We start from the raw sequence: 24,935 nt of genomic DNA, 5'->3' as shown, positions 1-24,935 counted from the left end.
GCCGCCCCAATAAGAACGCCGCGGTGTTTCAGAGAGACCGAGGTGTCTGGTTTTAGGGCGTCTTCGCCCCCCAGCGCGGGGCAAGCCCGCTCACTACAGGAGCGGCCGGGCCGAAGCGATCGCCACTACCACCAACCCGACGATCAGGTTGATGCCCACCAGCCTGCGGATCTGCCCCAACACCGCTGCGCCCGCCGGCCAGTCCTCAGCGGCCACCGCCGCGCGCAATGACGGCAGCTTCAGTGCCTGGATACGGATAAACAGTGCCGTCATCACCAGGTACAACCCCATCATCACCTGCACATAGCGCGGCGCCGTCTCAAAGCCGTTGAAGCGCAGTTGCAGCAGGCCGATACCGCTGATCGGCAAAACCAGCACCGCGACCCAGACCCACACAAAAAAACGTTGAAACACATTTGCCCACAACTTGAGCCGGGCGGGGCCCTCAAGTGCCGCCATGGCGGCGGGGCGCAGGATCATCCAGGCGAAAAACATACCGCCTACCCAGATCAGGGCGGCCAATACATGCAGGGTATAAGCGAGGCTAAACACGGTCATTGTGGTACTCCGTTCTGCGCGGGATTAATTAGCGGGTTATGATAGCGGCCGATCCGAACCACTGAAAATTTATCCAGCGTTTTTTGCGCCCGACTATTCATGATCAGCACTGAACTCAAAACCACGATCCAGGGCGCCTATTCGCGTTTTCTCGAAGCCAAGAGCTTGAAACCGCGGTACGGGCAGCGCCTGATGATCGCCGAAGTGGCCAAGGTCCTCGGGGATATCGACACCGACGACGAAGGCCGCCGCGAAGGTGAGCCTGCGGTCGTGGCCGTCGAGGCCGGAACCGGTACCGGCAAGACCGTCGCCTACAGCCTGGCTGCGATCCCCACCGCCAAGGCCGCCGGCAAGCGCCTGGTGATCGCCACCGCGACCGTCGCCCTGCAAGAACAGATCGTCTACAAAGACCTGCCCGACCTGATGCGCAACAGCGGCTTGAACTTCAGCTTCGCCCTGGCCAAAGGGCGTGGCCGCTACATGTGCCTGTCCAAGCTCGACGTGTTGTTGCAGGAAGGCCATGCCCAAACCGCCACTGCGCAACTGTTCGAAGAAGAAGGCTTCAAGATCGAAGTCGATGAAGCCAGCCAGAAGCTGTTTACCAGCATGATCGAGAAACTGGCCGGCAACAAATGGGACGGCGACCGCGACAGCTGGCCCACCGCCCTGGAAGACGCCGACTGGGCACGCCTGACCACCGACCACAGCCAGTGCACCAACCGTCATTGCCCCAACTTCGGCCAGTGCGCCTTCTACAAGGCCCGCGAAGGCATGGGCAAGGTCGATGTGATCGTTACCAACCACGACATGGTCCTGGCCGACCTGGCCCTGGGCGGCGGCGCCGTGCTGCCGGACCCGCGCGACACGCTCTACGTCTTCGACGAAGGCCACCACCTGCCGGACAAAGCCATCGGCCACTTCGCCCATTACACGCGCCTGCGTTCCACCGCCGACTGGCTGGAAACCACCGCCAAGAACCTCACCAAGCTGCTGGCCCAGCACCCGTTGCCTGGCGACCTGGGCAAGTTGATCGAACAGGTGCCGGAGCTGGCGCGGGAGATCAAGACCCAGCAGCAATTCATGTTCAGCGCCTGCGAACAGGTCGCCGACTTCAAGCCCGGCGAAGACGTGGAGGGCCGCGAGCGCCCACGCCATCGCTTTGTCGGCGGGTTGATCCCCGAGCATATGCGCGAAATGGGCATCGAACTGAAAAAGGGCTTTTCACGCCTGACTGACCTGTTCACCCGCCTGACCGATTTGCTCAAGGAGGGGATGGATGGCGAGGTCAACATCGGGATCGCCAGCAACCAGGCCGAAGAATGGTACCCCCTGTTTGGCAGCCTGTTGTCCCGTTCCCAGGGCAACTGGGAGTTATGGACCGCCTTTACCGTCGAAGACCCGGAAGACAACCCGCCCATGGCCCGTTGGCTCACCTTGTCGGAAAGCGGTGCGTTGTTCGATATCGAGGTCAACGCAAGCCCGATCCTCGCCGCCGAAATGCTGCGCCGCAACCTGTGGAACGTGGCCTACGGCTGCCTGGTGACCTCGGCCACGCTGACCGCCCTGGGCACCTTCGACCGCTTCCGCATGCGCGCCGGCCTGCCGAAAAAAGCCGTCACCGCAGTGGTGCCGAGCCCGTTCCATCACGCCGATGCGGGTGTGCTGCGGGTGCCGGACCTCAAGGCCGACCCACGGGATGCGGCGGGGCATACGGCAGCGATCATCCGTGACCTGCCGGAACTGGTAGAGGGTTCACGTGGCACCCTGGTGCTGTTCTCCTCGCGTAAACAGATGCAGGATGTGTTCGATGGCCTGGACCGTGACTGGCGCAAGCAGGTGTTTATCCAGGGCAACCTGTCCAAGCAGGAAACCCTGAACAAACACAAGGCCCGGGTCGATGGCGGCGATTCCAGCGTGCTGTTCGGCCTGGCCAGTTTCGCCGAAGGCGTGGACTTGCCCGGCGCCTATTGCGAACACGTGGTCATCGCCAAGATCCCGTTCTCGGTGCCGGATGACCCGGTTGAAGCGGCCCTGGCCGAATGGATCGAAGCCCGGGGCGGCAACCCGTTCATGGAAATCTCGGTGCCGGATGCCTCCCTCAAACTGGTGCAGGCCTGCGGGCGCTTGCTGCGCACGGAGCAGGACCGGGGCACCATCACCTTGCTTGACCGTCGCCTGGTCACCCAGCGCTACGGCAAGGCCATTCTGAATGCCTTGCCACCATTCAGGCGCGAAATTTCTTAAGCCACTGTGGGCGGATTCGCCCATTTCGTGGTCTATGTCGTCGCTGTCGATTTAAGTCATCAGGCCATTCACCGGCCGATTGGAGAGCCTTGTTCGTATGATTCGCACGCTGCCTGCCCTTTTTGCCCTGCTGTTCGCTGCGCCCTTGATGGCCGCGCCTGCCGGGCAACAAACGCTGTTCAACTTCGTCCGGCCTGCCGACGTGGTCAAGGTGGCGACCCAGGACGCCAGCCTGCCGCAATACAACGCCGAGCAAACCCCCGAAGGCGAGGTGTTGCGCCGCATCACCTTCAACCCCGCCGCTGAACCGAGCCTGGTGCTCAGCCCGCAGTCCGGCGTCTGGGACTGGTCCCAGAGCAGTGCCATGAGCCTGCGCATCCAAAGCGCCATGGACTGGGCATTGACGCTCTACGTCAAAGTGCAGAGTACCGATGGCAAGACCCTGGTCAGCCGTATCGATCTGCCGGCCGGCCCGGCCCAGACCCTGTTGATCCCGTTGCAGGCCAATTCGCCGCTGAGCCAGGGCATGAAGGCCGGCCCGCCGATGCCGATCACCGTGGACGGCCAGCGTGTGCTGCTCGCCGCCAGCGCCGGTGACGTCGACCGCAGCCAGGTGGCATCGGTGACACTGTCGATGATCAAGCCCAATGCGGCCCAAAGTATCCTGCTGGAACGTTTTGGTGTGCAGGACAGCGAGCCGGTATTGAAGGCGGCCTACAGTGACCTGGTGGATGCCTATGGCCAGTCCACGCGTGCGCGCTGGCCGGAAAAGGTCGGCAGCGACGAGCAACTCAAGGCCGCGGCCGCCAAGGAGCAGCAGCAACTCAAGGGCTGGCTGGCGGAGCGTGACAAAGCGTCCCTGGACCGCTACGGCGGCTGGAACAAAGGCCCGGCATTCGAGGCCAGCGGCTTTTTCCGCACCGAGAAGCGCGACGGGCGCTGGTACCTGGTGACGCCGGAAGGTCACCCGTTCTACTCCTTGGGCGTCAACACCGTCGCACCGGATAACAGCCAGACCTACGTGGCTGGCCGTGAATGGATGTTCGCCGCGTTGCCCAAGGCCGGCGAGCCCTTCGACAAGTACTACGGCAGCGCCGATAACCGCACCGGCAACGGCTCGGGCGAGGGGCGCGGCTTCGCGGCCGGGCGTTGGTACGATTTCTACGGCGCCAACCTGCAACGGACCTACGATACCGAAGGGTTCGACCAGAAGCGTTGGGTGACCCACACCCTGGATCGCCTGCAAGCCTGGGGTTTCAACACCGTGGGCAACTGGAGCGACCCGGACCTGGCCAGCGCCGACCGCGTGCCTTACACCTTGCCGCTGTCGATCGTCGGTGATTACGCCAGCATCAGCACTGGCACCGACTGGTGGGGCGGCATGCCCGATCCGTTCGACCCGCGTTTCGCCATGGCCACCGAGCGTGCCGTGGCCATTGCCGCCCGCGATCATCGTGATGACCCGTGGTTGATCGGCTACTTCGCCGACAACGAACTGGCCTGGGCCGGCCCGGGGGATGACCCGAAGGCACGTTACGCCCTGGCCTACGGCACGTTGCGCATGACTACCGACGTACCGGCCAAGCGTGCGTTCCTCAAGCAATTGCGCGACAAGTACCGCAACGAAGAGGGGCTTTCGAAAGCCTGGGGCATCCACCTGTCCGGCTGGGAGCTGATGGAAGATCCAGGTTTCGAGCCGCCGCTGCCCAGCCCTGAACACCCGGAAATCGAAGCTGACTTCAAATATTTCCAGAAGACCTTCGCCGACGCCTACTTCAAGACCATTTCCGACTCGCTGAAATGGCACGCGCCCAACCAGTTGCTGCTGGGCGGGCGCTACGCTGTGAGCACCCCGGAAGCCGTGGCGTCCTGCGCCCAGTATTGCGATGTGCTGAGTTTCAACATGTACACGCTCAAGCCTCAGGACGGTTATGACTTCGCCGCCTTGCGCGCTTTGGATAAGCCGGTGTTGATCACGGAGTTCAATTTCGGCTCGGCGGACCGGGGGCCGTTCTGGGGTGGCGTAACGCAACTGGCCAAGGAAGAAGACCGCGGCACGGCGTACGGCACCTTCCTCAAGCAGGCCATGGCCGAACCGTCGATTGTCGGTGTGCACTGGTTCCAGTACCTGGATCAACCGGTGACCGGTCGACTGCTGGACGGCGAGAACGGCCACTTCGGCCTCGTCGGCATCACTGACGTGCCGTACCAGGGTTTTGTCGAAAGTGTGCGTAAAAGTAACCTGGCGACCGTCGACCAACTGGGCAAGGAGGCGCTGAAAGCCAAGGCGGACAGCGCAGTGCGTGAAAGTGAAGGCGGCAAGTCGGGGCACGACGGCAAAGGTGCGGGGCAGGGCGCCGGGCACGCCGGCGGGCACTCTGGAAATGGTCACTGATTGAGCGTTGACGGGTTCACAAATGCCACAATGGCTGGAACAATGTCGGCCACTTTTTACGGTGTTTTTCGAGGGCGCGCAGGTGCAGATTCAGGGTCATTACGAACTCCAGTTCGAAGCGGTACGCGAAGCGTTTGCCGCGTTGTTCGATGACCCGCAGGAACGAGGTGCGGGGCTGTGCATCCAGATCGGCGGCGAAACCGTCGTCGACCTGTGGGCCGGCACTGCCGACAAGGACGGGGCCGAGGCCTGGCACAGCGACACCATCGTCAACCTGTTCTCCTGCACCAAGACCTTCACCGCTGTCACGGCTTTGCAGCTGGTGGCCGAAGGCAAGCTGAAGCTGGATGCCCCCGTGGCCGATTACTGGCCGGAGTTTGCCGCGGCGGGCAAGGAGATGATTACCCTTCGCCAGTTGCTCTGTCACCAGGCCGGGTTGCCGGCGATCCGCGAAATGCTGCCTGCCGAAGCCCTGTATGACTGGCAGTTGATGGTCGACACCCTGGCAGCCGAGGCCCCATGGTGGACGCCCGGCCAAGGGCATGGCTATGAAGCCATCACCTACGGCTGGCTGGTAGGCGAACTGCTGCGCCGCGCCGATGGGCGTGGGCCTGGAGAATCCATCGTGGCGCGGGTTGCACGACCGTTGGGCCTGGACTTCCATGTGGGGTTGGCGGACGCAGAGTTTTATCGTGTCGCCCATATAGCGCGTAGCAAAGGCAACATGGGCGATGAAGCGGCACAAAGGTTGTTGCAAGTAATGATGCGCGAACCTGCGGCACTGACAACGCGTGCATTCGCCAATCCACCCTCTATTCTCACCAGCACTAATAAGCCTGAATGGCGACGCATGCAGCAGCCAGCGGCAAATGGTCACGGTAATGCACGAAGCCTGGCGGGGTTTTATAGCGGTTTGTTGGACGGTAGTTTGCTGGAAAGCGACATGCTCGAACAATTGACCCGTGAACACAGTATCGGGCCGGATAAAACCTTATTGACCCAAACCCGTTTCGGCCTGGGTTGCATGTTGGATCAACCGCAGTTGCCCAACGCGACCTTCGGCCTTGGCCCGCGTGCGTTTGGGCACCCTGGGGCGGGAGGCTCGGTGGGTTTTGCCGACCCGGAACATGATGTAGCGTTCGGTTTTGTGACTAATACGCTGGGCCCCTATGTACTTATGGACCCGCGTGCGCAGAAGTTGGTCGGAATATTGGCCGGTTGTCTGTAAACCGCTTGCTGTTTCACAATTTTTTGTTACAAAGGCACGTATAAGAAGACGCTGAACGAAATGACGTAACTTAAATGTTCATTAAGTGTCTGTTTAACGGGTCATCCAGACCCTCCGGTTTTTTCTCATTTTGTGGATATCTCATGTTATCGAACAAGTCCTTGGCACTGGCGCTGTGCCTCACTATTACTGGTTGCGCACAAACTCCACAGAATGATGCCGAAGGTGGGCATTGGTGGTCATTTGGATCTGACAAGGCTGCTACCAAGGACGCAGTGAGCCAAACCGACGCCAAACCGGATGCCAAGCCTGCCGCCGGCGCCAAGCCTGCCGCACCTGTGGCCGCTGCAGCCGACGCTCCAGCGCCTGCCCCGGTAGCCAAGGCCGACACCGGTTCCAGCTGGTGGCCGTTCTCCTCCAAAAGCGCCGACGAAAAAGCTGCCGATGCCAAGGCCGACCTGAAAGCCGACCTCAAGGCCGCCACTCCGGCAACAACCCCGGCTGCAGCGCCTGCCGTTGCCAAGACCGACGAAGCTCACTGGTGGTGGCCGTTCGAAAGCAAGCCAAAACCACTGGCCAAGGTCGATGTAACCAACGTGCCGATGCCTGACCCGAAAATCACCCAAGCCTGGCTCGACGACTACGAGCCGCGCCTGCGCACCGCGATCAAGGACAGCAACCTGCAACTTGAGCGCCGTGACAACGTGTTGGTGATCATTGCGCCGGTGGACGGGTCCTATAACCCGAAACGCCCGGCGATGCTGCTGCCGGTGACCCTGGGCCCCTTCACCCGTGTTGCCAAGGCCGTAGAGGGCGACCCGAAGACCGCCGTGCTGGTACTGGGTCACGTCGACGCCAACGGTGCTGAACCGCAAAGCCAGGCTCTGACCAAGGAACGCGCACAATCCATCGCTTCGATTTTCAGCCTCAGCGGCTTGAAGCAAGACCGCCTGATGCTGCGTGGCATGGGTGACCTGATGCCGCGTGCCGCCAACGACAGCAACCAGGGCCGCGCCCTGAACCGCCGCATGGAAATCATGTTCACCCAGCGCACCACCATGCTGGCCTTGCTGAGCAAGTACAATTCGGCTAACCCGCCGAAGGCTGAAATGATCGCTGTGCAGGACGTTCCGGCACCCGTGGCACCGGCCGCTAAAAAAGCAGCGCCGGCGAAAAAGGCTTCGACCAAGAAAGCGGCCGCCAAACCTGCTGCCAAGAAAGCTGCGGCCAAGCCTGCAGCCAAAAAGCCTGCAGCCAAAGCCGCAGCACCGGCTTCGAACGACCAGGCAAAAAACTGATTCGCTGAACCAGAAGGATAAAGCCGCATGACCCAGGCACTGGCCGATATGCGCCGTGACTACACACGGGACGGTTTGAGTGAGGCCCAGGCCCCGGACGAGCCGTTTGCCCTGTTCCACCAATGGTTTGGCGATGCGGTGAAAACCGAGCAGCCACCGGTGGAGGCCAATGCCATGACCTTGGCCACGGTTGACCAGGAAGGTCGCCCGCACTGTCGCATCCTGTTGCTCAAGGGCCTGGATGCGCAGGGCTTTACCTTCTTCACCAATTATCAGAGCGCCAAGGGTGAACAACTTGCGGCGCGGCCCTTTGCCGCCATGACGTTCTTCTGGCCGACCCTGGAGCGCCAGGTGCGTATCGAAGGGCGGGTGGTGAAGGTCACGCCGCAAGAGTCCGATGCCTATTACCAGGTTCGCCCATTGGGCAGCCGCCTGGGGGCATGGGCGTCCCCGCAGAGCAAGGTCATTCGTGACCGCGAAGAACTGCAGGACTTGCTCAAGGCCACCGAGCAACGCTTCAGCGATACCCAGCCCGATTGCCCGGAGCATTGGGGTGGTTACCGGCTTTTGCCGGAACGCATCGAGTTCTGGCAGGGCCGCGCCAGCCGCCTGCATGACCGCCTGAACTACCGCCTGCAAGGCGCCGACTGGGTGCGCGAGCGCCTGGCTCCCTGAGCTTTTCCTTCCTGACGCTCGATCCTCCACGCCGAAGCCTCGAATCAAGAGGCTTCAGGTGTTTTCGAGCGTGCGGCAACACGGATGAGCGTGTCCATAACGCTCTCTTGGAACAGTGTAAATGCTACCATTCGTCGGTTTCTATGGTGCTGGCAGTCTGTACTCAGGCTGAATGAAAGCAATTTTCTGCCCGGCTTGCCGTGACAGGCGTCGAGTCGCAGCGTTTAATGAAACCCTGTCCTTTGGAGTTGATGCTATGCGTAAGTCCGTTTTACTAGTTGCCTGCTTTACCACCCTGTCGTTGCTGTTGGGTGGCTGCGCCTCGAGTCTGACCGGCGACTCGTACTCCCGTGATGACGCGCGTCGTGTACAGACCGTTCGCATGGGTACCATCGAATCCCTGCGTCCAGTGAAAATCGAAGGCACCAAGACCCCAATCGGCAGCGTGGCCGGTGCCGTGGTGGGTGGCGTCGGCGGCAGTGCTATCGGTGGTGGCCGTGGCAGTATCGTCACGGGCGTCATCGGTGCCGTTGCCGGCGGCCTGCTGGGTTCCGCCGCCGAAGAAGGCCTGACCCGCACCCAAGGCGTCGAAATCACCGTTCGCGAAGACGACGGCAGCATGCGCGCCTACGTCCAGGCCGTTGACCCGAATGAAATCTTCCGCATCGGCCAACGCGTGCGCATCATGAGCGTTAACGGTCAAAGCCGCGTTTCTCAGTAAGCGTCGGTTGTAGAAACACAAACCCCAACCGGGTGACCGGTTGGGGTTTTTGTATCTTGGTGCGAGACTTTTTATGAGAAACGTTCAAACGTGAGGCTTTTCGTAAATGACGAAAAAGCAGGCAATAAAAAACCGCCTTAGTAGGGCGGTTTTTTATTGCGAAGCAGATTTTAAGCTGGGCTCCGCATACTCATAGGACGCGATGACATGGGCGAAATCCTACCGTCGCTCAAGGGGGCGTGCAAGGTTCGGTGACGAGTGGTGGCCAACGTTTGTGGGTCTTTTTGTGTCGGCTGTCTGCAAAAAGCGGAAATAAATCTGAAGGCTTTCCAACGGTATTCTATGGTGTTTTGTCACACGTTCGGTCGGATGCTCAGTTAGTATCGACGCCGTTCCACATTCGTTATTTTTTGCTGGTCGGTTGGGTCAGTGACCAAGTTTTGGACCCGCCGCCACGGGCTAGTAATCCGTGCCGGATTGATGCGGAAGGCCCATCAACCCAGCCACCTCAAAGGACGCGGTGACAGCATCCGAAGGCGCACATGTTCCGGTAAGTGTGCTGGAGGTTAGGCCCAACTTGCGGAGGGCCGAGTATGTCGAAGTTTGCACGACGTACGTGGAACCTCGTAGTGAACTGCCTTCGTGTTTATCACGTATGGGTATTCCTGCGGGACAGCTTCGATGACCTGTAAGGTCTGAGAAGTGAGCCGCCTCGGTTTAGACCGAGGCGGCTTTTTGGTTTTCTGCGTCCCGATTTCAAACCTGAAAGTGCTTCACCATCGTATTCAATTCATGCGCCAGGCTGGCGAGGGACTGGGAAGCACTGGTGGTTTGGGTCGAGCCCTCCGCGGATTGAATCGACAGCTGCTGGATATTCAGCAAGTTGCGATCAACCGCCCGAGCAACGTCGGCTTGCTCGGCCGCAGCGGTGGTGATGACCAGGTTTCGATCGTTGATCTCATTATTGGCCATCAGGATATCCGCCAGTGCCTGTTGTGCCAGCTCGGCCAGTGACAGGGTTTGCTGGGTCATGCTGCTGCTGTCGAGCATGGTCTTGACGGTGCTGGCAGTGTTGGATTGGATACTGCCGATCATCTGTTCGATTTCCTGGGTCGATTGAGCGGTGCGGTGGGCCAGGGCGCGGACTTCGTCGGCAACCACGGCAAAACCGCGACCGGCCTCACCGGCACGGGCGGCTTCGATGGCCGCGTTCAACGCCAGCAGGTTGGTTTGTTCGGCGATGGTGCGGATGACATCCAGCACCTTGCCGATATCCTTGGCTTGTTCGGCCAGGCTGCCCACTTGTTCGGAGCTGACTTCAACGCCACGGGTCAGGGCCTGGATGGCATCCAGGGCTTCGACCATGCGCTGCTGGCCTTTCAAGGCAATGCTGCGCGACTCTTGGGAGAGGTCGGAGGTTGAAGCCGCGTTCCTGGCGACGTCCTCAATCGCGGTAGTCATCTCGGTGACGGCAGTGGCGGCCTGTTCGATTTCGCCATGTTGCTGCTGCAAGTCGCGGCTGCCTTCGGCGGTCACGGCATTCAGTTCTTCGGCGGCTGCGGCGAGTTGGCTGGATGAGCCGGTAATCTGCCGCAAAGTCTGCACCAGATTGTTACGCATGGTCTCCTGCGCCCTGAGCAGGCGAGTGGCCTCGTCATTGCCCGTCGGATTGATGGGCTGGGTCAGGTCGCCCTTGGCGATGGTTTCGGCGACCTGCACCGCTTCATTGATGGGGCGGGTAATGCTTCGGGTCAGCAGCCAGGCAACCAGTACGGTGCCACCACTCACCAGCAGGATGACGAGCGCGATGCCTTTCATGGCGTGTTGATAAGCGTCCACGGAGGTCAGGCCGGCTTGTTCCGCGCCTTTGTTGGCGAGGTCGATCAGTTGGTCAAAGTTCTTGGTCATGTGCTCGTAGCTTTCTCGAATGCTGTTGAGAAAGTCGCGGGCGCCGGCCTTGTCGCCTGAACGTGAGCGCTTGAGCATCTCGGTGTGGTTCTGCGCATACGCGTCCAGGCTCTGGTTGAACACATCGAGACGAGATTTTTCCTCGGCGGTGTTCAGGAGGGCTGCGTATTGCGCCAACTGCTCTTTGACCGCCTTCAGGCGGCCGGCGGATTTTTCTTCGTAGGTCTGCATGTCTGCATCGCTAGAGGACAGGATGTGCGCCATTTCCCCCAGGCGAAAACGGTCGAGCGAAGCATTGGCCAGGGCCAGCAGCCGGACCCGCTGCAGCCAGTTGTTCTGTATGTCGGCAGCCTGGGACTGCACTTCGCCGATCTGCTTGAGGGCGAACAGACCGAGAAACACACTCAGTGACGCAATAGCAGCGAAGCCGATGAAGGCCCTGGCTGCGATTCTTATATTTCTCAGGAACATGGGATTGTCGCTCGGGCTGGAGACGCGTTGGAGAACAAGGTGGAGCGGGTGTCCCTATGAGGGACAGCGGGATCGCCACAACAGATAATCGGCGGCAGGGGGGAAGTCTTTAGGGGATTGGAGGAAGGGGGCGGGTAGATAGCGCTGCGGTTGCGCAGCGCCACTGGTAAACACTGTCCAATCGGATAGCGGGTTGGGAACAGGAGCCGATTACCGGCTCCCGCAAAGGGCTCAGGCTTTCTTGCGACTTGCCATGGCCGTTACCGCATAGCCGATACACGCCGCCAGGATCGACCCGGTCAGGATCCCCATTCGGTCTTCACCCGCGAATTCGCTGGCGCCCGGCACAAAGGCCAAGGAACCGACGAACAGGCTCATGGTGAAGCCGATGCCGCACAGGATCGCTACACCGAACACCTGGCCCCAGTTGGCGCCACTGGGCAGGGCGGCGAGGCCGGTCTTGATGGCGAGCCAGGTGAGGCCGAATACGCCGATGGTCTTGCCGATCAGCAAGCCTGCGGCGATACCCATGGGCACGTGATGGGTGAAGCTGTCCAGGCTGACGCCCGCCAGGGACACGCCGGCATTGGCAAACGCGAACAATGGCAGGATGCCGTAGGCCACCCATGGATGCAGTGCATGCTCCAGGGTAAGCAGCGGCGAGGGTTCGGCATTCTTGGTGCGCATCGGGATGCAGAATGCCAGGGTCACGCCGGCCAGCGTGGCATGCACGCCACTCTTGAGCACGCAGACCCACAGGATCAGGCCAATGATCAGGTAGGGCCCAAGCTTGATCACACCCAGGCGGTTCATGGCGATCAAGGCAATCAGGCAAGCGCCCGCACCTGCCAGGGAGGCACCGGACAGATCGGCGGAGTAGAACAGCGCGATGACGATAATGGCGCCCAGGTCATCAATGATGGCCAAGGTCATCAGGAACAGTTTCAGCGACACCGGCACGCGCTTGCCCAGCAGCGCCAGGACGCCCAGGGCAAAGGCGATATCGGTGGCCATGGGGATCGCCCAGCCGGACATCGCGGCGGGGTAATCCTTGTTGATCGCCCAATAGATCAGCGCCGGTACGACCATGCCGCCGATGGCGGCGGCACCGGGCAATACCACTTGCGATGGCTTGGACAGGTGACCGTCGAGGAGTTCTCGCTTCACTTCCAGGCCGATCAGCAGGAAGAACAGGGCCATCAGGCCATCGTTGATCCACAGCAGGGCGGGTTTGGCGATTTTCAGCGCGCCGACCTGTGCCACCACTGGCACGTCAAGAAAAGCGTTATACAGGTGCGACAACGGTGAGTTGTTAATGATCAGCGCCAGGGCGGCAGCGGCGATCAACAACAGGCCGCTGGCGGCTTCCAGCTGGAAGAAACGGGTGAAAGTGCTACGCAGAGGCAAGGGATGCTCTCCCATTCAAGGTTCAATAGATGGGTACCCTAACCCGTACCGTTAGTTGTTAAAACAAAAGTTATATTCTTATTTGTTATAAGCGGCGCTCAGGATCGGCAGGCCGCCAAAGCCTAGCAATTGTGTGTCTAATTGAGTCGTCACTGTATCTGTGTGCAGTGTAGGAAACCCCTTAAGATTCGGGCTGAAATCCTTAGAGACCCATCTTATGAGTGACCACCGTACCTGGGCCCGTGAAGCCATTCGCATCATTGAAGCGGACTTCCAGCGTAGCGCCGACACGCACCTGATCCCTTTGCCATTGCCGGGGCTGCCGGGTATCGAGTTGTACTTCAAGGATGAGTCAAGCCACCCCACGGGCAGCTTGAAACACCGGCTGGCCCGTTCGCTGTTCCTGTATGCGCTGTGTAATGGCTGGCTCAAGCCGGGCGCGCCGGTGATTGAAGCTTCCAGCGGTTCGACGGCGATCTCGGAAGCCTACTTCGCCCGCCTGCTCGGCCTGCCGTTCATTGCGGTCATGCCGGCGACCACGTCCCAGGAAAAGATCGCCCAGATCGCCTTCTATGGTGGCAAGAGCCATCTGGTGCAGGACCCGACGCAGATCTACGCCGAATCCGAACGCCTGGCGAAGGAAAGCGGTGGCCACTTCATGGACCAATTCACCTACGCCGAGCGGGCCACGGACTGGCGGGCGAATAACAACATCGCCGAATCGATCTTCCAGCAGATGCGCTTCGAGCATTACCCCGAGCCGAGCTGGTTGATTTCCAGCCCCGGCACCGGCGGCACCACCGCAACTCTGGGGCGCTATGTGCGTTATCGCCAGCATTGCACCCGCGTGTTGTGTGCAGATGCCGAACGCTCGGTATTTTTCGACTTTTATCAAAGCGGCGATGCCAGTTTGCGCCTGGACTGTGGCTCACGGATCGAAGGGATTGGTCGGCCACGGGTCGAGGCGTCGTTTTTGCCCAAGGTGATTGATGCGATGGTCAAGGTCCCGGATGCCCTGTCGCTGGCGGCCATGCATTACCTGGCCGAGCGCTTGGGGCGGCGGGTCGGCGGCTCCAGCGGGACCAACCTGATTGGCGCCCTGATGGCGGCGCAGCAGATGAAAGCGGCAGGCGAGTCGGGGTCGATCGTGGCGATCTTGTGCGATGGCGGGGAGCGCTATGCCACGACCTATTACGATCAGGCTTGGCTTGACGCTCAGGGCTATGAATTGAAAGGTTTGATGGCGGCCGTTGCGGCCAGTGTCGAGCGCGGCGAGCCATTACCTGAAACGATCTTGCGCGCCAATATCTGACAGGCGAGGGGCTTGTTCGCGATAGCAGTCTGTATGTCAGCTTATCTGTAGCTGATACACCGCTATCGAGAGCAAGTCCCCTCTCACATTGAATTACGTTGGATCAGGCTTGGATACCCAACATATCCCGCGCCAACGCCTCGGCAATCCGAATTCCGTCAACACCCGCCGACAGAATCCCTCCGGCGTAACCGGCGCCTTCGCCGGCTGGATACAGGCCCTTCACGTTCAAGCTCTGCATCGACTCGTTACGGGTAATCCGCAGCGGCGACGAAGTGCGGGTCTCGATACCCGTCAGCACCGCATCGTGCAGCGAATAGCCTTTGATCTGCTTCTCGAAGGCGGGTAAGGCTTCGCGGATCGCCTCGATGGCGAAGTCCGGCAACGCCAAGGCCAGGTCGCCCAGCGATACGCCGGGCTTATAGGACGGCTCGACGCTGCCCAGGGCCGTGGAGGGCTTGCCGGCGATGAAGTCGCCCACCAGCTGCGCCGGCGCCTCATAGTTGCTGCCGCCGAGAATATACGCGTGGGACTCCAGGCGCTCCTGCAACTCGATCCCGGCCAGTGGGCCACCTGGGTAATCCACTTCAGGCGTGATGCCCACCACGATGCCGGAGTTGGCGTTGCGTTCGTTGCGCGAGTACTGGCTCATGCCGTTGGTGACCACGCGGTGTGGCTCGGACGTCGCGGCGACCACCGTGCCGCCCGGGCACATGCAGAAGCTGTAGACCGAGCGGCCGTTCTTGGCATGGTGCACCAGCTTGTAGTCGGCGGCGCCGAGTTTCGGGTGCCCGGCGTACTTGCCCAGGCGCGCGGCATCGATCAGCGATTGCGGGTGTTCGATACGGAACCCGACGGAGAACGGCTTGGCCTCCATGTAAACGCCACGCTCGTGGAGCATGCGGAAGGTATCGCGGGCACTATGGCCCAGGGCGAGGATCACGTGCTTGGACAGGATCTGCTCGCCGCCATCGATCACCACACCGTTCAACTGGCCATCTTCGATCAGCACGTCGGTCACGCGTTGTTCGAAACGCACTTCACCGCCCAGGGCGATGATCTGCTGGCGCATGTTCTCCACCACGCCGGTCAGGCGGAAGGTCCCGATGTGCGGCTTGCTGACGTAAAGGATTTCTTCCGGCGCGCCGGCCTTGACGAACTCGTGCAGCACTTTGCGGCCGTGGAATTTCGGATCCTTGATCTGGCTGTACAGTTTGCCGTCGGAAAAGGTGCCGGCGCCGCCTTCACCGAACTGCACGTTGGATTCAGGGTTGAGCACGCTTTTGCGCCACAGGCCCCAGGTGTCCTTGGTGCGCTGGCGAACTTCCTTGCCACGTTCGAGGATGATCGGCTTGAAGCCCATTTGCGCCAACAGCAGGCCGGCGAAGATGCCGCAAGGGCCAAAGCCCACCACGATCGGTCGTTCGATCAGGTCTTGCGGCGCCTGGCCGACCACCTTGTAGCTGACATCCGGCGCCGGGTTGACGTTGCGGTCGTCGGCGAACTTGAGCAGCAGGGCGGCTTCGCCTTTCACGTTCAGGTCGATGGTGTAGATGAAGCACAGTTCCGACGATTTTTTACGGGCGTCGTAGCTGCGCTTGAACAGGGTGAAATCGAGCAGGTCATCACTGGCGATCCCCAGGCGTTGCACGATGGCTGGCCGCAGGTCTTCTTCGGGATGGTCGATGGGCAGCTTGAGTTCGGTGATTCGTAACATGACAGGGTCCGGTAGGCGGCGGGCAAGGAGGCCGGCTGTTTTGCAAACCGGCGATTATAAGCCCCAATGGCAGGTTTCCGTCAGGTTAAAACAGCGCAGGGCCGAATCAGTCGTCCCGTGAGCCACCAAACGCCGCGCAACCACGCTGTACCTGGCCGTTGACCCGCAGTTCGGCGGTCATGTGCTGCAGGCTGCCGCTGGCGCTGTCCACGCAACGCTGCGGGGCCACCCACAGTTCGACGTGCTGGTTGTTGGCTTCGGTCATCAGGTTGAAGCGGCCATCACCGATCTGTTCTTCGACGTAAGGCACGGCCAAAGGCGGTTGGCCTTCGCGTTCAAGCACCATGCCCTTGGCGGTGACGTTCATCGTCCAGGCGGGTTTATGGCCACTGGCGCGCAGGATCGTGCGTTTGAAATCCGGATCGTTGCAGGCCGAGGTAGAACGCTCGACGCGATAGAGTTGTTGCAGTTCCACCGAACCCTGGGTGCCGCTGGCAACCCCGGAGAACTTGCCACGCAAGTCGGCAAACAGTTCGCCTTGCTGGCCGGCCAGTGAAGCGGCTTCCTGCAGGACGCTGGTGCCACCGGTGTCGTTGACCACATAGTTGCGTTGATCGTTGCACGGCTGGAACAACAGCTTGCCGCCCACTGCCGTCAACGCCCCCTGCATGCGGGTCAGGCCGGCGATAGACGGCTTGGCCGGTTCGCTTTCGAACATCTGGCAAGCGGCGAACAAGGGAAGCAAGGCAAACAGAACGAGGGTACGGGCGGCGCGCATTATCGGGTCTCCAGACAAGTGCCGTCACGTTACGCAGGCTGGCGCTGCATCACAAGTCCAGCGCCCAGCTTCAGGCGATTCTTACAGACGTGAAAATCAGCCGACGATAAACGTCTGCCCCGTCTGCAGTCCCTCGACGCTTTTTGCGTAGGCCAGTGCCACATCTGCGCCGGGAGCCGGTTTGTAACCACGGAAGTAAGGCGCATAGCTGCCCATGGCTTCCAGCAGGACGGTGGGGCTGACGGAGTTGATGCGCAAACCGCGTGGCAACTCGATCGCAGCGGCCTTGACGAAGGCATCCAGTGCGCCGTTGACTAGCGCCGCCGAGGCCCCGGTGCGGATCGGGTCGCGGTTGAGGATGCCGCTGGTGAACGTGAACGAGGCACCGTCATTGGCGTATTCACGGCCGATCAGCAGCAGGTTGACCTGGCCCATCAGCTTGTCACGCAGGCCCAATTCAAAGTCGGTTTCGCTCATCTCACCCAGCGCTACAAAGTTCACACTGCCTGCGGTACAGACCAGCGCATCGAATTTGCCGGTCTGCTCGAACAGCTTGCGGATCGACGCACTGTCGCTGATATCCACCTGAAAGTCGCCGCTGCTGCGACCGATGCTGATCACTTCGTGACGCTGCGCCAGTTCCGCCTTGACCGCCGAGCCGACCGTGCCGCTGGCACCAATCAATAGGATTTTCATCGTGCAGGTTTCCTTGAATGTAGGGTTCGCATCCAGTCTAAGATGGCTTTTCGAGTGGATAAACGCGCTAATAGGCAACCTTTGGTTTTCAAATGGAAACAATCCATGAGCGAGATGGATGACCTGGCAGCTTTTGCCGTGCTGATCGAAGCCGGCAGCTTTACGGTGGCGGCCGAGCAACTGGGGTGTAGCAAGGGACAGTTGTCCAAGCGTATCAGCCAGTTGGAAGCGCAGTTTTGCGTGGTGTTGCTGCATCGCACCACCCGCAAGCTCAGCCTCACCGCGGCCGGCGCGGCATTGTTGCCTCAGGCTCAGGCGCTGGTGGTGCAAGTGGAGCGCGCCCGTCAGGCATTGGCGAGGCTCAAGGACGATCTCGCCGGGCCGGTACGTATGACGGTTCCGGTGTCGTTGGGTGAAACCTTCTTTGATGGCTTGCTGCTGGAGTTTTCCCAGCAATATCCGCAGGTGCAGATCGAGCTGGAGCTGAACAACAGCTACCGGGACCTGGCCCGGGACGGCTTTGATCTGGGGGTACGGATGGGCGCCATCGAGAATGAACGCCTGGTTGCCAAGCCATTGCTGGCCTGGCACGAGATGACCTGCGCGAGCCCAGCCTATCTGGAACAGCATGGTGAGCCACTGACCCCGGCGGATCTGGCGGCGCATACCTGCCTGCTCAACAGCCACTACAGCGGGCGTGAGGAATGGTTATATCACCAGCAGCATGAGCTGTTGCGGGTGCGGGTCAGCGGCACCTTTGCCTCCAACCACTACAACCTGCTGAAAAAGGCTGCCCTGGTGGGGGCGGGCATCGCGCGGCTACCGTCCTACGTGTTACCCGCTGAATTGGCTGACGGCCGTTTACGTTGGCTACTGCGTGACTATTCCACACGCAGTATGCCCATGTACCTGGTTCATCCTTACCAGGGTGGGCTGCCGCGTCGTACCCAGGTGCTGGCCGATTACCTGGTGGAGTGGTTCAAGCGCAGCGGCGAAGCCCTCGACCGAATTCAGCGATAGCGGCGGGCGATCCAGTGGTCGATGGACAGGCGACCTGGGCCTTGGGCGACCAGCAGCAGCAATATCGCGATCCAGGTGCCGTGCGTCGGGTATGCCTCCGGGTAGACGAACAGTTGAATGACCAGTGTCATGCCAATCAGCGCCAACGCCGAGAAGCGCGTGGCAACGCCCACCAGAATCAGGACCGGGAAAAAGTGCTCGGCAAACGCAGCCATGTGTGCGGCCACTTCCGGCGACAGCAAGGGGACGTGGTATTCACTGCGAAACAGCGGCAGGGTGGACGCGGCAAGACGCGGCTCGCCCAGTTGGAAGGTGCCGCTGACCAGGTCGATGGCAAAGCCTTCGACCTTGGTCTGTCCGGACTTCCAGAACACCGCGGCGATGGAGAAACGTGCGAGAAAGGCGATCACGCTGTAGGGGATCTTCTCGAAAATCGCGATGAGCCGTTTAATCAGGCAAGAGGAGGATGTGTTCATGGTGAAACCTTTTGTTTGGTGTGCAAGTGAGTGATGACGTCGTGGTTGATCAGCAGGTTCAGGCAGGGGAGCGGGTCGAATTCGGCCGACACCTGGAGGGCGTGTTCCACCGCCGTTTCAAGCGCCACGCCCTGGTTCAGGTGGTCGATGAACGCGGCCGTGCCCGGGTCGATCGCGAAGACTTTGACTGACAGTCCTTGGCGTAAAACCAACGCACTTTGAGCGTGCCAGGGGTTGAAGTCGGCAATGGCCTCTTCGCACTGATGCGCCGACCAGATGCCGACGATGGCGTAGGCAGAATCCAGCGTGGCGAGGGATGGATGCAGTTGCAGGCGCAGGCTGCCCAATTCGGTTTCAGCTTGCAGTGCGAGCAAAATGGCTTGTCGATCCATCGGCGGGGCATCGGCGGCGTGATAGGCGCGAACCCGCAGCCGTTCCAGCCGCGCAACATCGGCCAGATAAGGCACGCTGGCTGCCGGCTCGAAGTCCTCGATAAACGCCGCAAATGCACTGCCGTATTCGCTGATCAGCGGGCTGGTGGGCGGGCACGCCTGTACGAAGAGGCCCGCCATGGCACGGAAGAACGCCTCGCCGACCAATTGCAAGGTCACCGGGTAAGCCGCTACCAGTGCATTGATCAACGAGCTATGGACGTTGTTGCGGTAGACCACAAAGCGGCTCGCCGGGTCGGCGCCGTTGCTGCTGAACAGGCCATCGGGGCAGGCCCGGTCAGGTGAGAGCAGGGCCTGGGTAAACGCATTGTGCTGGTTCATGGGGTGACCTGCGAAAGATGCCAGTCGGCCTGTTGCGCTTCGGCTTGCAGCACGCGCAAGGCCGGTACCTGGTTATCCCGCTCGATCAGCGTGGCAACCGGGCCGGTCCGCGTCAGCACCTGCTCGTACAACTGCCATACCGCGTTGTCGATGGGCGCGCCGTGATCATCTATCAGCAGGCGATCGCCCAGGCTGTCGGTGTCTTCGGCAAAACCGGCCAGATGGATCTCACCCACCGCATGCAATGGCAGTGCGTTGAGGTAGGCCAGCGGGTCGCGTTGGTGGTTGATGCACGATACGTAGACGTTGTTGACGTCCAGTAACAGGCCGCAGCCCGTGCGCCGGATGATTTCGCTGATGAAATCCACCTCGTCCAGGGTCGAGCGCCGGAACTGTAGATAGGTCGACGGGTTCTCCAACAGCATGGGGCGCTTGAGGGCGTTCTGGACCTGATCGACGTGTTCGCACACCCGGTCCAGGGTCGCGGTGTCATAGGCCAGGGGCAGCAAGTCATTCAGAAACACCGGACCATGGCTGGACCAGGCCAGGTGTTCGGAAAAGGACTGGGGTTGATAGCGTTCGATCAGCGCAGCCAACCGTGCCAGGTGCTCACGGTTCAGCGGGCTTTCGCCACCGATGGACAGGCCCACGCCATGCAATGACAGTGGGTACTGCTCGCGGATCAAGCCCAGGTAGTGATGAAACGGGCCGCCGGCCACCATATAGTTTTCGGCATGTACTTCAAAAAAACCGATGTCGGGCGAGGTCTCGAGCACTTCGATGAAATGCTCGTTCTTCAGCCCCAGCCCGGCCCTGTGGGGGAGGCCGGGCACCTGAGCGGACAAGACCGTGTGTGGGTGTGAGAGCGTCATGATCCTGACTCAGGTTGTGCCGGGTTTCAGGACTTGGCGGTGAAGGCAGCTTCCTGGCCGAAACCCGTCGGCGAGGTGGAGCTTGGGGTTTTAGCGCAGGTGCCGGCAGGCACCAGTTTCCAGGCATTGGCCTGATCCTTGACTTTGGAGGTCCCGGCGCAGGTAGTGCCGGCACCGGCGGCGCAATCGTTCTTGCCTGCTTCGGCGACACCGAAGCATTTCTGCATGTCGTCGGCGGCATGGGCGGTGGTGGCCAGGGTGGACAGGCTCAGGGCTGAACCCAGGGCCAGGACGAGGGTAGCGGCGGACAGCGAACGGGTTTTAGTGGTCATGGTGTATCTCCAGCAGTGGATGGTTGTGGCGGGCTTGATTGCCCGCTTACCCCACTAGAGGTAGCACGATGAATTTCGTTACACGCCAGCCGGAAATAATTTCAGGCAGGGCAAAAAAGTGGGAGGGGGCTTGCTCCCGATAGCGGTGGTTCAGCTAAGTACTTCTTGGCTGACACACTGCAATCGGGAGCAAGCCCCCTCCCACATTCAGCGCGGTTTCTTAACCGCCCAGGTACGCCTCACGCACTTTCGGGTCGGTCAGCAACTGCTCGCCCGTACCCTGCATCACCACCCGGCCGTTTTCCAGCACATAGGCACGGTCGGCGATTTTCAGCGCCTGGTTGGCGTTCTGTTCCACCAGGAACACCGTCACACCGTCCTTGCGTAGTTGTTCGATGATGTCGAAAATCTGCTGGATGATGATCGGAGCCAGGCCCAGGGACGGTTCGTCCAGCAGCAACAGCTTGGGTTTGCTCATCAGCGCCCGGCCGATGGCGAGCATCTGCTGCTCGCCGCCGGACATGGTGCCGCCGCGCTGGTTGAAGCGTTCCTTGAGCCTTGGAAACAGGTGCAACACCTTGTCCATCTGCTCCTGGTAGTCGCCCTTGTCGGTGAAGAATCCGCCCATGGCCAGGTTCTCCTCCACGGTCAGGCGGGAGAACACGCGACGGCCTTCCGGCACCACCGCAATGCTCTTGCGCATGATCTGTGACGACGACTGGCCCACCAGTTCTTCACCCATATAGCGGATGCTGCCGCTGTGGGCCTGGGGTGAACCGCACAAGGTCATCAGCAGGGTCGACTTGCCGGCACCGTTGGCCCCGATCAGCGTGACGATTTCACCCTGGCGCACTTCCACGTTGACGCTGTGCAGGGCCTGGATCTTGCCGTAGAAAGTGGAAACGTTTTCGAATTGCAGCATTTTACGCTTCCCCCAAATAGGCTTTGATCACTTCAGGATTGTCACGGATCTGTTCCGGCGTCCCGTTGGCCAGTGGCGTGCCCTGGTTGATCACCACAATGTGGTCGGAAATGCTCATGACCAGTTTCATGTCGTGTTCGATCAACAACACCGTGGCGTTGTTTTCCTCACGCAACACGCTGATCAGCGCCTTGAGGTCTTCGGTCTCCTTGGGGTTCAGGCCGGCGGCCGGTTCGTCGAGCATGAGGATCCGCGGGCGGGTCATCATGCAGCGGGCGATCTCCAGGCGGCGTTGCTGCCCATAGGCCAATGTGCCGGCAGGGCGGTTGGCGAACTCGGTGAGGTTGACCTTGTCCAGCCAGTACGCGGCATACTCCATGGCCTCGCGCTCGCTCTTGCGGAACGCCGGGGTCTTGAACAGGCCCGCCAGGAAGTTGGTGTTCAGGTGGCGATGCTGGGCGATGAGCAAGTTCTCGACCGCCGTCATGTCCTTGAACAAGCGTACGTTCTGGAAGGTGCGCACCACGCCCTTGCGGGCGATCTCGTGGCCGGCCAGGCCCTGGATCGGCTGGCCATCCAACAGGATGCTGCCGCCGCTGGGCTTGTAGAAACCGGTGAGGCAGTTGAACACCGTTGTCTTGCCGGCGCCGTTCGGGCCGATCAGCGCGACCACTTGTTTCTCCTTGACGGTCAGGGCCACACCGTTGACCGCGAGCAAGCCACCAAAGCGCATGCTCAAATTTTCGACTTTCAGGATCTCGCGGCTCATTTGCGCAGCTCCATATGTGGACGTTGCATGGGCAGCAGGCCTTGAGGACGCCAGATCATCATCAGCACCATCAGGGCGCCGAACATCAACATGCGGTATTCACTGAACTCACGCATCATTTCCGGCAACAGGATCATCACGATCGCGGCCAGGATCACGCCCAGCTGCGAGCCCATGCCGCCCAGCACCACGATGGCGAGGATGATCGCCGACTCGATGAAGGTGAACGATTCAGGTGTCACCAGCCCTTGGCGCGCGGCAAAGAAGCTGCCGGCAAAACCGGCGAATGCGGCGCCCAGGGTGAATGCGGAGAGCTTGATGATGGTCGGGTTCAGGCCCAGGGCCCGGCAGGCGATTTCATCTTCGCGCAGCGCTTCCCAGGCGCGGCCGATCGGCATGCGCAGCAGACGGTTGATCACGAACAGGGCCGCCAGCGCCAGCAACAGTGCGACCAGGTACAGGAACACCACTTTGCTCACCGGGTTGTAGTCGATCCCGAAGTATTCGTGGAAGGTCTGCATGCCTTCGGCAGCGGTGCGATCGAACGACAGGCCGAAGAACGTCGGCTTGGGGATGTTGCTGATACCGTTCGGGCCGCCGGTGATGTCGGTGAGGTTACGCAGGAACAACCGGATGATTTCACCGAAGCCGAGGGTCACGATGGCCAGGTAGTCACCGCGCAAACGCAACACCGGGAAGCCCAGCAGGAAACCGAACGTCGCCGCCGCCATACCCGCCAATGGCAGGCAGATCCAGAAGCTCCAGCCCAGGTAATGCGAGAGCAGCGCATAGGTGTAGGCACCTACGGCGTAGAAGCCCACATAACCCAGGTCGAGCAAGCCGGCCAGGCCCACCACGATGTTCAGGCCCAGGCCCAGTAACACGTAGATCAGGATCAGGGTGGCGATGTCGACCGCGCCGCGCGAGCCGAAGAACGGCCAGATCAACGCGGCGATGATCAAGCCGATGATGATGTAGCGCTGGGTACGCGGCAGGGTCAGGAATTGGCTGACCTTGGGCGATACCAGTGGGCCACGGTTACCCTTGAACAGGGCACCGACCTGCTGGGTGAACAGCACGCGCAGGAACATCAGCACCGAGCACAGGGCGATGATGCTCAGTGTCACGGGACCGGTGCCATGCACTTCCAGGTTGATGCCGACAATGCTCAGTTTGAGGCCGAGTACCGGGAAGGCCACGGCCCACACCAGCAAGGCGCTGAAAAACGCCGATTTAAGATATCTGCTCATACTTTCTCAACCTCCGGACGGCCCAAAATGCCGGTCGGACGGAACAACAGCACCAGAACCAACAGGCCGAACGCCACGACGTCCTTGTACTGGTCACCGAAGATGTCGGCGCCAAAGGCTTCAGCCACACCCAGCACCAGCCCACCGAGCATGGCGCCCGGGATACTGCCGATGCCGCCCAATACCGCCGCGGTAAAGGCTTTGAGCCCCACCAGGAACCCGGCGTTGGGGTTGATCACGCCGTACTGCATGCTCAGCAGTACCGCCGCGACAGCCGCCAGTGCGGCGCCGATCACGAAGGTCAGGGCGATGATGTTGTTGGTGTTGATGCCCAGCAGGTTGGCCATCTTGATGTCTTCGGCACAGGCGCGGCAGGCGCGGCCCAGACGAGAGCGGGAGATGAACAGGGTCAGGCCCAGCATGGCCACCAGGGTGACGACGAAGACCAGGATCTGCATGTAGGAAATCAGCACTTCTTCCGCACCGCCTGGGCCGAAGGAGAAGCTCCCCGGGATCAGGTTGGGGATGGATTTGTCCTTGGAATCCTGGGACAGCAATACGGTGTTCTGCAGGAAAATCGACATGCCGATGGCGGAAATCAACGGGATCAGACGGTTGCTGCCACGCAAGGGACGGTAGGCAACCCGCTCGATACTGTAGCCATAGGCACTGGTTACAACGATTGACGCGATAAACGCGGCGGTCATCAACAGCGGCAGGGAGTGGATACCCATCATGGCCAACCCGGCAAGGGCGATAAAGGCCACGTAGGAACCAATCATGTACACCTCGCCATGGGCGAAGTTAATCATTCCAATGATGCCGTAAACCATTGTGTAGCCAATGGCTATCAAGGCATAGGTGCTGCCAATGGTCAGGCCATTAACCAGCTGTTGGAAAAAATGATAGATCTCAGGCATTACAGCGCTCCTAAAAACCCGATACGCATTTCACTGGTGGAGTCATGTTCCGGCCCCGTGCTGTGTTCTGTGAGCACATTCGCACAAAGCGTTTGCCAGCGAACCGCTGGTGACGGTTTTAAGATTTTCAGGTGAGCCAGCGCCCGGATCGCGGGTGTCAGGCCCATAAACCTCGTAAAACAAAGCCCACTGC

22 protein-coding genes are annotated in these 24,935 nt (G+C 60.8%); 8 read left to right on the top strand and 14 right to left on the bottom strand.

Features of this window, described 5'->3' with window-relative positions:
* Positions 1–93 precede the first annotated feature (93 nt).
* Complete coding sequence (locus ACQRBV_RS02480) at positions 94–558, bottom strand: CopD family protein (RefSeq protein ID WP_060753819.1); 465 nt, start codon at positions 556–558, stop codon at positions 94–96.
* A gap of 99 nt (positions 559–657) precedes the next feature.
* Between ACQRBV_RS02480 and dinG the strand changes: the two genes are divergently transcribed.
* The 6 genes from dinG to ACQRBV_RS02450 all read left to right on the top strand — a co-directional run bounded on the left by dinG (position 658) and on the right by ACQRBV_RS02450 (position 9,119).
* Entirely contained in the window at positions 658–2,802 is a 2,145-nt protein-coding gene (dinG, locus tag ACQRBV_RS02475; RefSeq protein WP_060753818.1) for an ATP-dependent DNA helicase DinG, read from the top strand.
* Positions 2,803–2,899: 97 nt separating this feature from the next.
* Entirely contained in the window at positions 2,900–5,197 is a 2,298-nt protein-coding gene (locus ACQRBV_RS02470; RefSeq protein WP_060753817.1) for a beta-galactosidase, read from the top strand.
* Positions 5,198–5,279: 82 nt separating this feature from the next.
* The gene (locus ACQRBV_RS02465; RefSeq protein ID WP_090372239.1) at positions 5,280–6,425 is read left to right on the top strand and encodes a serine hydrolase domain-containing protein; all 1,146 of its coding nucleotides are present in this window, start codon (positions 5,280–5,282) and stop codon (positions 6,423–6,425) included.
* Positions 6,426–6,568: 143 nt separating this feature from the next.
* A complete protein-coding gene (locus ACQRBV_RS02460) occupies positions 6,569–7,723 on the top strand; it encodes an OmpA family protein (RefSeq protein WP_244384098.1) in 1,155 nt (384 codons plus the stop codon).
* A gap of 27 nt (positions 7,724–7,750) precedes the next feature.
* Complete coding sequence (gene pdxH, locus ACQRBV_RS02455) at positions 7,751–8,398, top strand: pyridoxamine 5'-phosphate oxidase (RefSeq protein WP_060753815.1); 648 nt, start codon at positions 7,751–7,753, stop codon at positions 8,396–8,398.
* A gap of 256 nt (positions 8,399–8,654) precedes the next feature.
* Positions 8,655–9,119 carry a glycine zipper 2TM domain-containing protein gene (locus ACQRBV_RS02450; protein ID WP_060753814.1) on the top strand — a complete coding sequence of 155 codons (465 nt, stop codon included), beginning with the start codon at positions 8,655–8,657 and terminating at the stop codon, positions 9,117–9,119.
* A gap of 756 nt (positions 9,120–9,875) precedes the next feature.
* On the opposite strand, the gene ACQRBV_RS02445 is transcribed toward ACQRBV_RS02450, so the two are convergent.
* Together ACQRBV_RS02445 and nhaA are read right to left on the bottom strand one after the other, a co-directional pair.
* Positions 9,876–11,498, bottom strand: coding sequence for a methyl-accepting chemotaxis protein (locus ACQRBV_RS02445; RefSeq protein ID WP_060753813.1), 1,623 nt, complete (start codon positions 11,496–11,498; stop codon positions 9,876–9,878).
* Between the two features lie 231 nt (positions 11,499–11,729).
* Positions 11,730–12,905 carry a Na+/H+ antiporter NhaA gene (gene nhaA / locus ACQRBV_RS02440; RefSeq protein ID WP_060753831.1) on the bottom strand — a complete coding sequence of 392 codons (1,176 nt, stop codon included), beginning with the start codon at positions 12,903–12,905 and terminating at the stop codon, positions 11,730–11,732.
* 217 nt (positions 12,906–13,122) lie between these two features.
* On the opposite strand from nhaA, the gene ACQRBV_RS02435 reads away from it, so the two are divergent.
* Positions 13,123–14,217: a PLP-dependent cysteine synthase family protein gene (locus tag ACQRBV_RS02435; protein ID WP_060753812.1), complete on the top strand. Its 1,095-nt coding sequence runs from the start codon at positions 13,123–13,125 to the stop codon at positions 14,215–14,217.
* A gap of 103 nt (positions 14,218–14,320) precedes the next feature.
* Here the strand turns inward: ACQRBV_RS02435 and ACQRBV_RS02430 are convergent, their stop codons facing one another.
* The 3 genes from ACQRBV_RS02430 to ACQRBV_RS02420 all read right to left on the bottom strand — a co-directional run bounded on the left by ACQRBV_RS02430 (position 14,321) and on the right by ACQRBV_RS02420 (position 17,408).
* Positions 14,321–15,934, bottom strand: a complete 1,614-nt coding sequence (locus ACQRBV_RS02430; RefSeq protein WP_198762054.1) for an NAD(P)/FAD-dependent oxidoreductase — start codon at positions 15,932–15,934, stop codon at positions 14,321–14,323.
* A gap of 106 nt (positions 15,935–16,040) precedes the next feature.
* Positions 16,041–16,712 (bottom strand): COG3650 family protein, encoded by a 672-nt coding sequence (locus tag ACQRBV_RS02425; RefSeq protein ID WP_060753810.1) that lies wholly within the window; start codon positions 16,710–16,712, stop codon positions 16,041–16,043.
* Between the two features lie 96 nt (positions 16,713–16,808).
* Positions 16,809–17,408 (bottom strand): short chain dehydrogenase, encoded by a 600-nt coding sequence (locus ACQRBV_RS02420; protein ID WP_060753809.1) that lies wholly within the window; start codon positions 17,406–17,408, stop codon positions 16,809–16,811.
* A gap of 105 nt (positions 17,409–17,513) precedes the next feature.
* On the opposite strand from ACQRBV_RS02420, the gene ACQRBV_RS02415 reads away from it, so the two are divergent.
* Positions 17,514–18,428 carry a LysR family transcriptional regulator gene (locus ACQRBV_RS02415; protein ID WP_161549748.1) on the top strand — a complete coding sequence of 305 codons (915 nt, stop codon included), beginning with the start codon at positions 17,514–17,516 and terminating at the stop codon, positions 18,426–18,428.
* On the opposite strand, the gene ACQRBV_RS02410 is transcribed toward ACQRBV_RS02415, so the two are convergent.
* The 8 genes from ACQRBV_RS02410 to livH all read right to left on the bottom strand — a co-directional run bounded on the left by ACQRBV_RS02410 (position 18,419) and on the right by livH (position 24,742).
* Entirely contained in the window at positions 18,419–18,904 is a 486-nt protein-coding gene (locus ACQRBV_RS02410) for a DoxX family protein (RefSeq protein ID WP_060753807.1), read from the bottom strand. The two genes, ACQRBV_RS02415 and ACQRBV_RS02410, sit on opposite strands and share 10 nt — an antisense overlap.
* Positions 18,901–19,677, bottom strand: coding sequence for a DNA-binding domain-containing protein (locus tag ACQRBV_RS02405; protein WP_411984447.1), 777 nt, complete (start codon positions 19,675–19,677; stop codon positions 18,901–18,903). The genes ACQRBV_RS02410 and ACQRBV_RS02405 overlap by 4 nt, the downstream gene beginning before the upstream one ends.
* Positions 19,674–20,552, bottom strand: a complete 879-nt coding sequence (locus ACQRBV_RS02400) for a DUF692 domain-containing protein (protein WP_411984592.1) — start codon at positions 20,550–20,552, stop codon at positions 19,674–19,676. The genes ACQRBV_RS02405 and ACQRBV_RS02400 overlap by 4 nt, the downstream gene beginning before the upstream one ends.
* A gap of 23 nt (positions 20,553–20,575) precedes the next feature.
* Positions 20,576–20,881: a BufA1 family periplasmic bufferin-type metallophore gene (locus tag ACQRBV_RS02395; protein WP_090366333.1), complete on the bottom strand. Its 306-nt coding sequence runs from the start codon at positions 20,879–20,881 to the stop codon at positions 20,576–20,578.
* 220 nt (positions 20,882–21,101) lie between these two features.
* Positions 21,102–21,803: an ABC transporter ATP-binding protein gene (locus ACQRBV_RS02390; RefSeq protein ID WP_090366331.1), complete on the bottom strand. Its 702-nt coding sequence runs from the start codon at positions 21,801–21,803 to the stop codon at positions 21,102–21,104.
* 1 nt (position 21,804) lies between these two features.
* Positions 21,805–22,572 carry a high-affinity branched-chain amino acid ABC transporter ATP-binding protein LivG gene (livG, locus tag ACQRBV_RS02385; protein WP_060753802.1) on the bottom strand — a complete coding sequence of 256 codons (768 nt, stop codon included), beginning with the start codon at positions 22,570–22,572 and terminating at the stop codon, positions 21,805–21,807.
* Entirely contained in the window at positions 22,569–23,822 is a 1,254-nt protein-coding gene (locus tag ACQRBV_RS02380) for a high-affinity branched-chain amino acid ABC transporter permease LivM (protein WP_198762047.1), read from the bottom strand. Before ACQRBV_RS02380 ends, livG begins: the two co-directional genes overlap by 4 nt.
* Positions 23,819–24,742 carry a high-affinity branched-chain amino acid ABC transporter permease LivH gene (gene livH, locus ACQRBV_RS02375; RefSeq protein WP_060753800.1) on the bottom strand — a complete coding sequence of 308 codons (924 nt, stop codon included), beginning with the start codon at positions 24,740–24,742 and terminating at the stop codon, positions 23,819–23,821. The genes ACQRBV_RS02380 and livH overlap by 4 nt, the downstream gene beginning before the upstream one ends.
* Positions 24,743–24,935: the final 193 nt, after the last annotated feature.

It is taken from the genome of Pseudomonas sp. R11F, assembly GCF_050312575.1.
GTDB classification, from domain to species: Bacteria; Pseudomonadota; Gammaproteobacteria; order Pseudomonadales; family Pseudomonadaceae; genus Aquipseudomonas; species Aquipseudomonas palleroniana.
Note: the sequence above shows the minus strand (reverse complement) of the source record. Positions and strands in the feature narration are given on the sequence as shown.

What these genes read in the sequence shown, in the direction of transcription:
- ACQRBV_RS02425 (WP_060753810.1), bottom strand. Translation starts at nt 16,712, where the DNA reads ATGCGCGCCGCCCGTACCCTCGTTCTGTTTGCCTTGCTTCCCTTGTTC.
- ACQRBV_RS02410 (WP_060753807.1), bottom strand. Translation starts at nt 18,904, where the DNA reads ATGAACACATCCTCCTCTTGCCTGATTAAACGGCTCATCGCGATTTTC.
- ACQRBV_RS02470 (WP_060753817.1), top strand. Translation starts at nt 2,900, where the DNA reads ATGATTCGCACGCTGCCTGCCCTTTTTGCCCTGCTGTTCGCTGCGCCC.
- ACQRBV_RS02420 (WP_060753809.1), bottom strand. Translation starts at nt 17,408, where the DNA reads ATGAAAATCCTATTGATTGGTGCCAGCGGCACGGTCGGCTCGGCGGTC.
- ACQRBV_RS02460 (WP_244384098.1), top strand. Translation starts at nt 6,569, where the DNA reads ATGTTATCGAACAAGTCCTTGGCACTGGCGCTGTGCCTCACTATTACT.
- ACQRBV_RS02415 (WP_161549748.1), top strand. Translation starts at nt 17,514, where the DNA reads ATGAGCGAGATGGATGACCTGGCAGCTTTTGCCGTGCTGATCGAAGCC.
- livG (WP_060753802.1), bottom strand. Translation starts at nt 22,572, where the DNA reads ATGAGCCGCGAGATCCTGAAAGTCGAAAATTTGAGCATGCGCTTTGGT.
- ACQRBV_RS02395 (WP_090366333.1), bottom strand. Translation starts at nt 20,881, where the DNA reads ATGACCACTAAAACCCGTTCGCTGTCCGCCGCTACCCTCGTCCTGGCC.
- ACQRBV_RS02430 (WP_198762054.1), bottom strand. Translation starts at nt 15,934, where the DNA reads ATGTTACGAATCACCGAACTCAAGCTGCCCATCGACCATCCCGAAGAA.
- pdxH (WP_060753815.1), top strand. Translation starts at nt 7,751, where the DNA reads ATGACCCAGGCACTGGCCGATATGCGCCGTGACTACACACGGGACGGT.
- ACQRBV_RS02445 (WP_060753813.1), bottom strand. Translation starts at nt 11,498, where the DNA reads ATGTTCCTGAGAAATATAAGAATCGCAGCCAGGGCCTTCATCGGCTTC.
- ACQRBV_RS02380 (WP_198762047.1), bottom strand. Translation starts at nt 23,822, where the DNA reads ATGAGCAGATATCTTAAATCGGCGTTTTTCAGCGCCTTGCTGGTGTGG.
- ACQRBV_RS02450 (WP_060753814.1), top strand. Translation starts at nt 8,655, where the DNA reads ATGCGTAAGTCCGTTTTACTAGTTGCCTGCTTTACCACCCTGTCGTTG.
- dinG (WP_060753818.1), top strand. Translation starts at nt 658, where the DNA reads ATGATCAGCACTGAACTCAAAACCACGATCCAGGGCGCCTATTCGCGT.
- livH (WP_060753800.1), bottom strand. Translation starts at nt 24,742, where the DNA reads ATGCCTGAGATCTATCATTTTTTCCAACAGCTGGTTAATGGCCTGACC.
- ACQRBV_RS02435 (WP_060753812.1), top strand. Translation starts at nt 13,123, where the DNA reads ATGAGTGACCACCGTACCTGGGCCCGTGAAGCCATTCGCATCATTGAA.
- ACQRBV_RS02390 (WP_090366331.1), bottom strand. Translation starts at nt 21,803, where the DNA reads ATGCTGCAATTCGAAAACGTTTCCACTTTCTACGGCAAGATCCAGGCC.
- ACQRBV_RS02405 (WP_411984447.1), bottom strand. Translation starts at nt 19,677, where the DNA reads ATGAACCAGCACAATGCGTTTACCCAGGCCCTGCTCTCACCTGACCGG.
- ACQRBV_RS02480 (WP_060753819.1), bottom strand. Translation starts at nt 558, where the DNA reads ATGACCGTGTTTAGCCTCGCTTATACCCTGCATGTATTGGCCGCCCTG.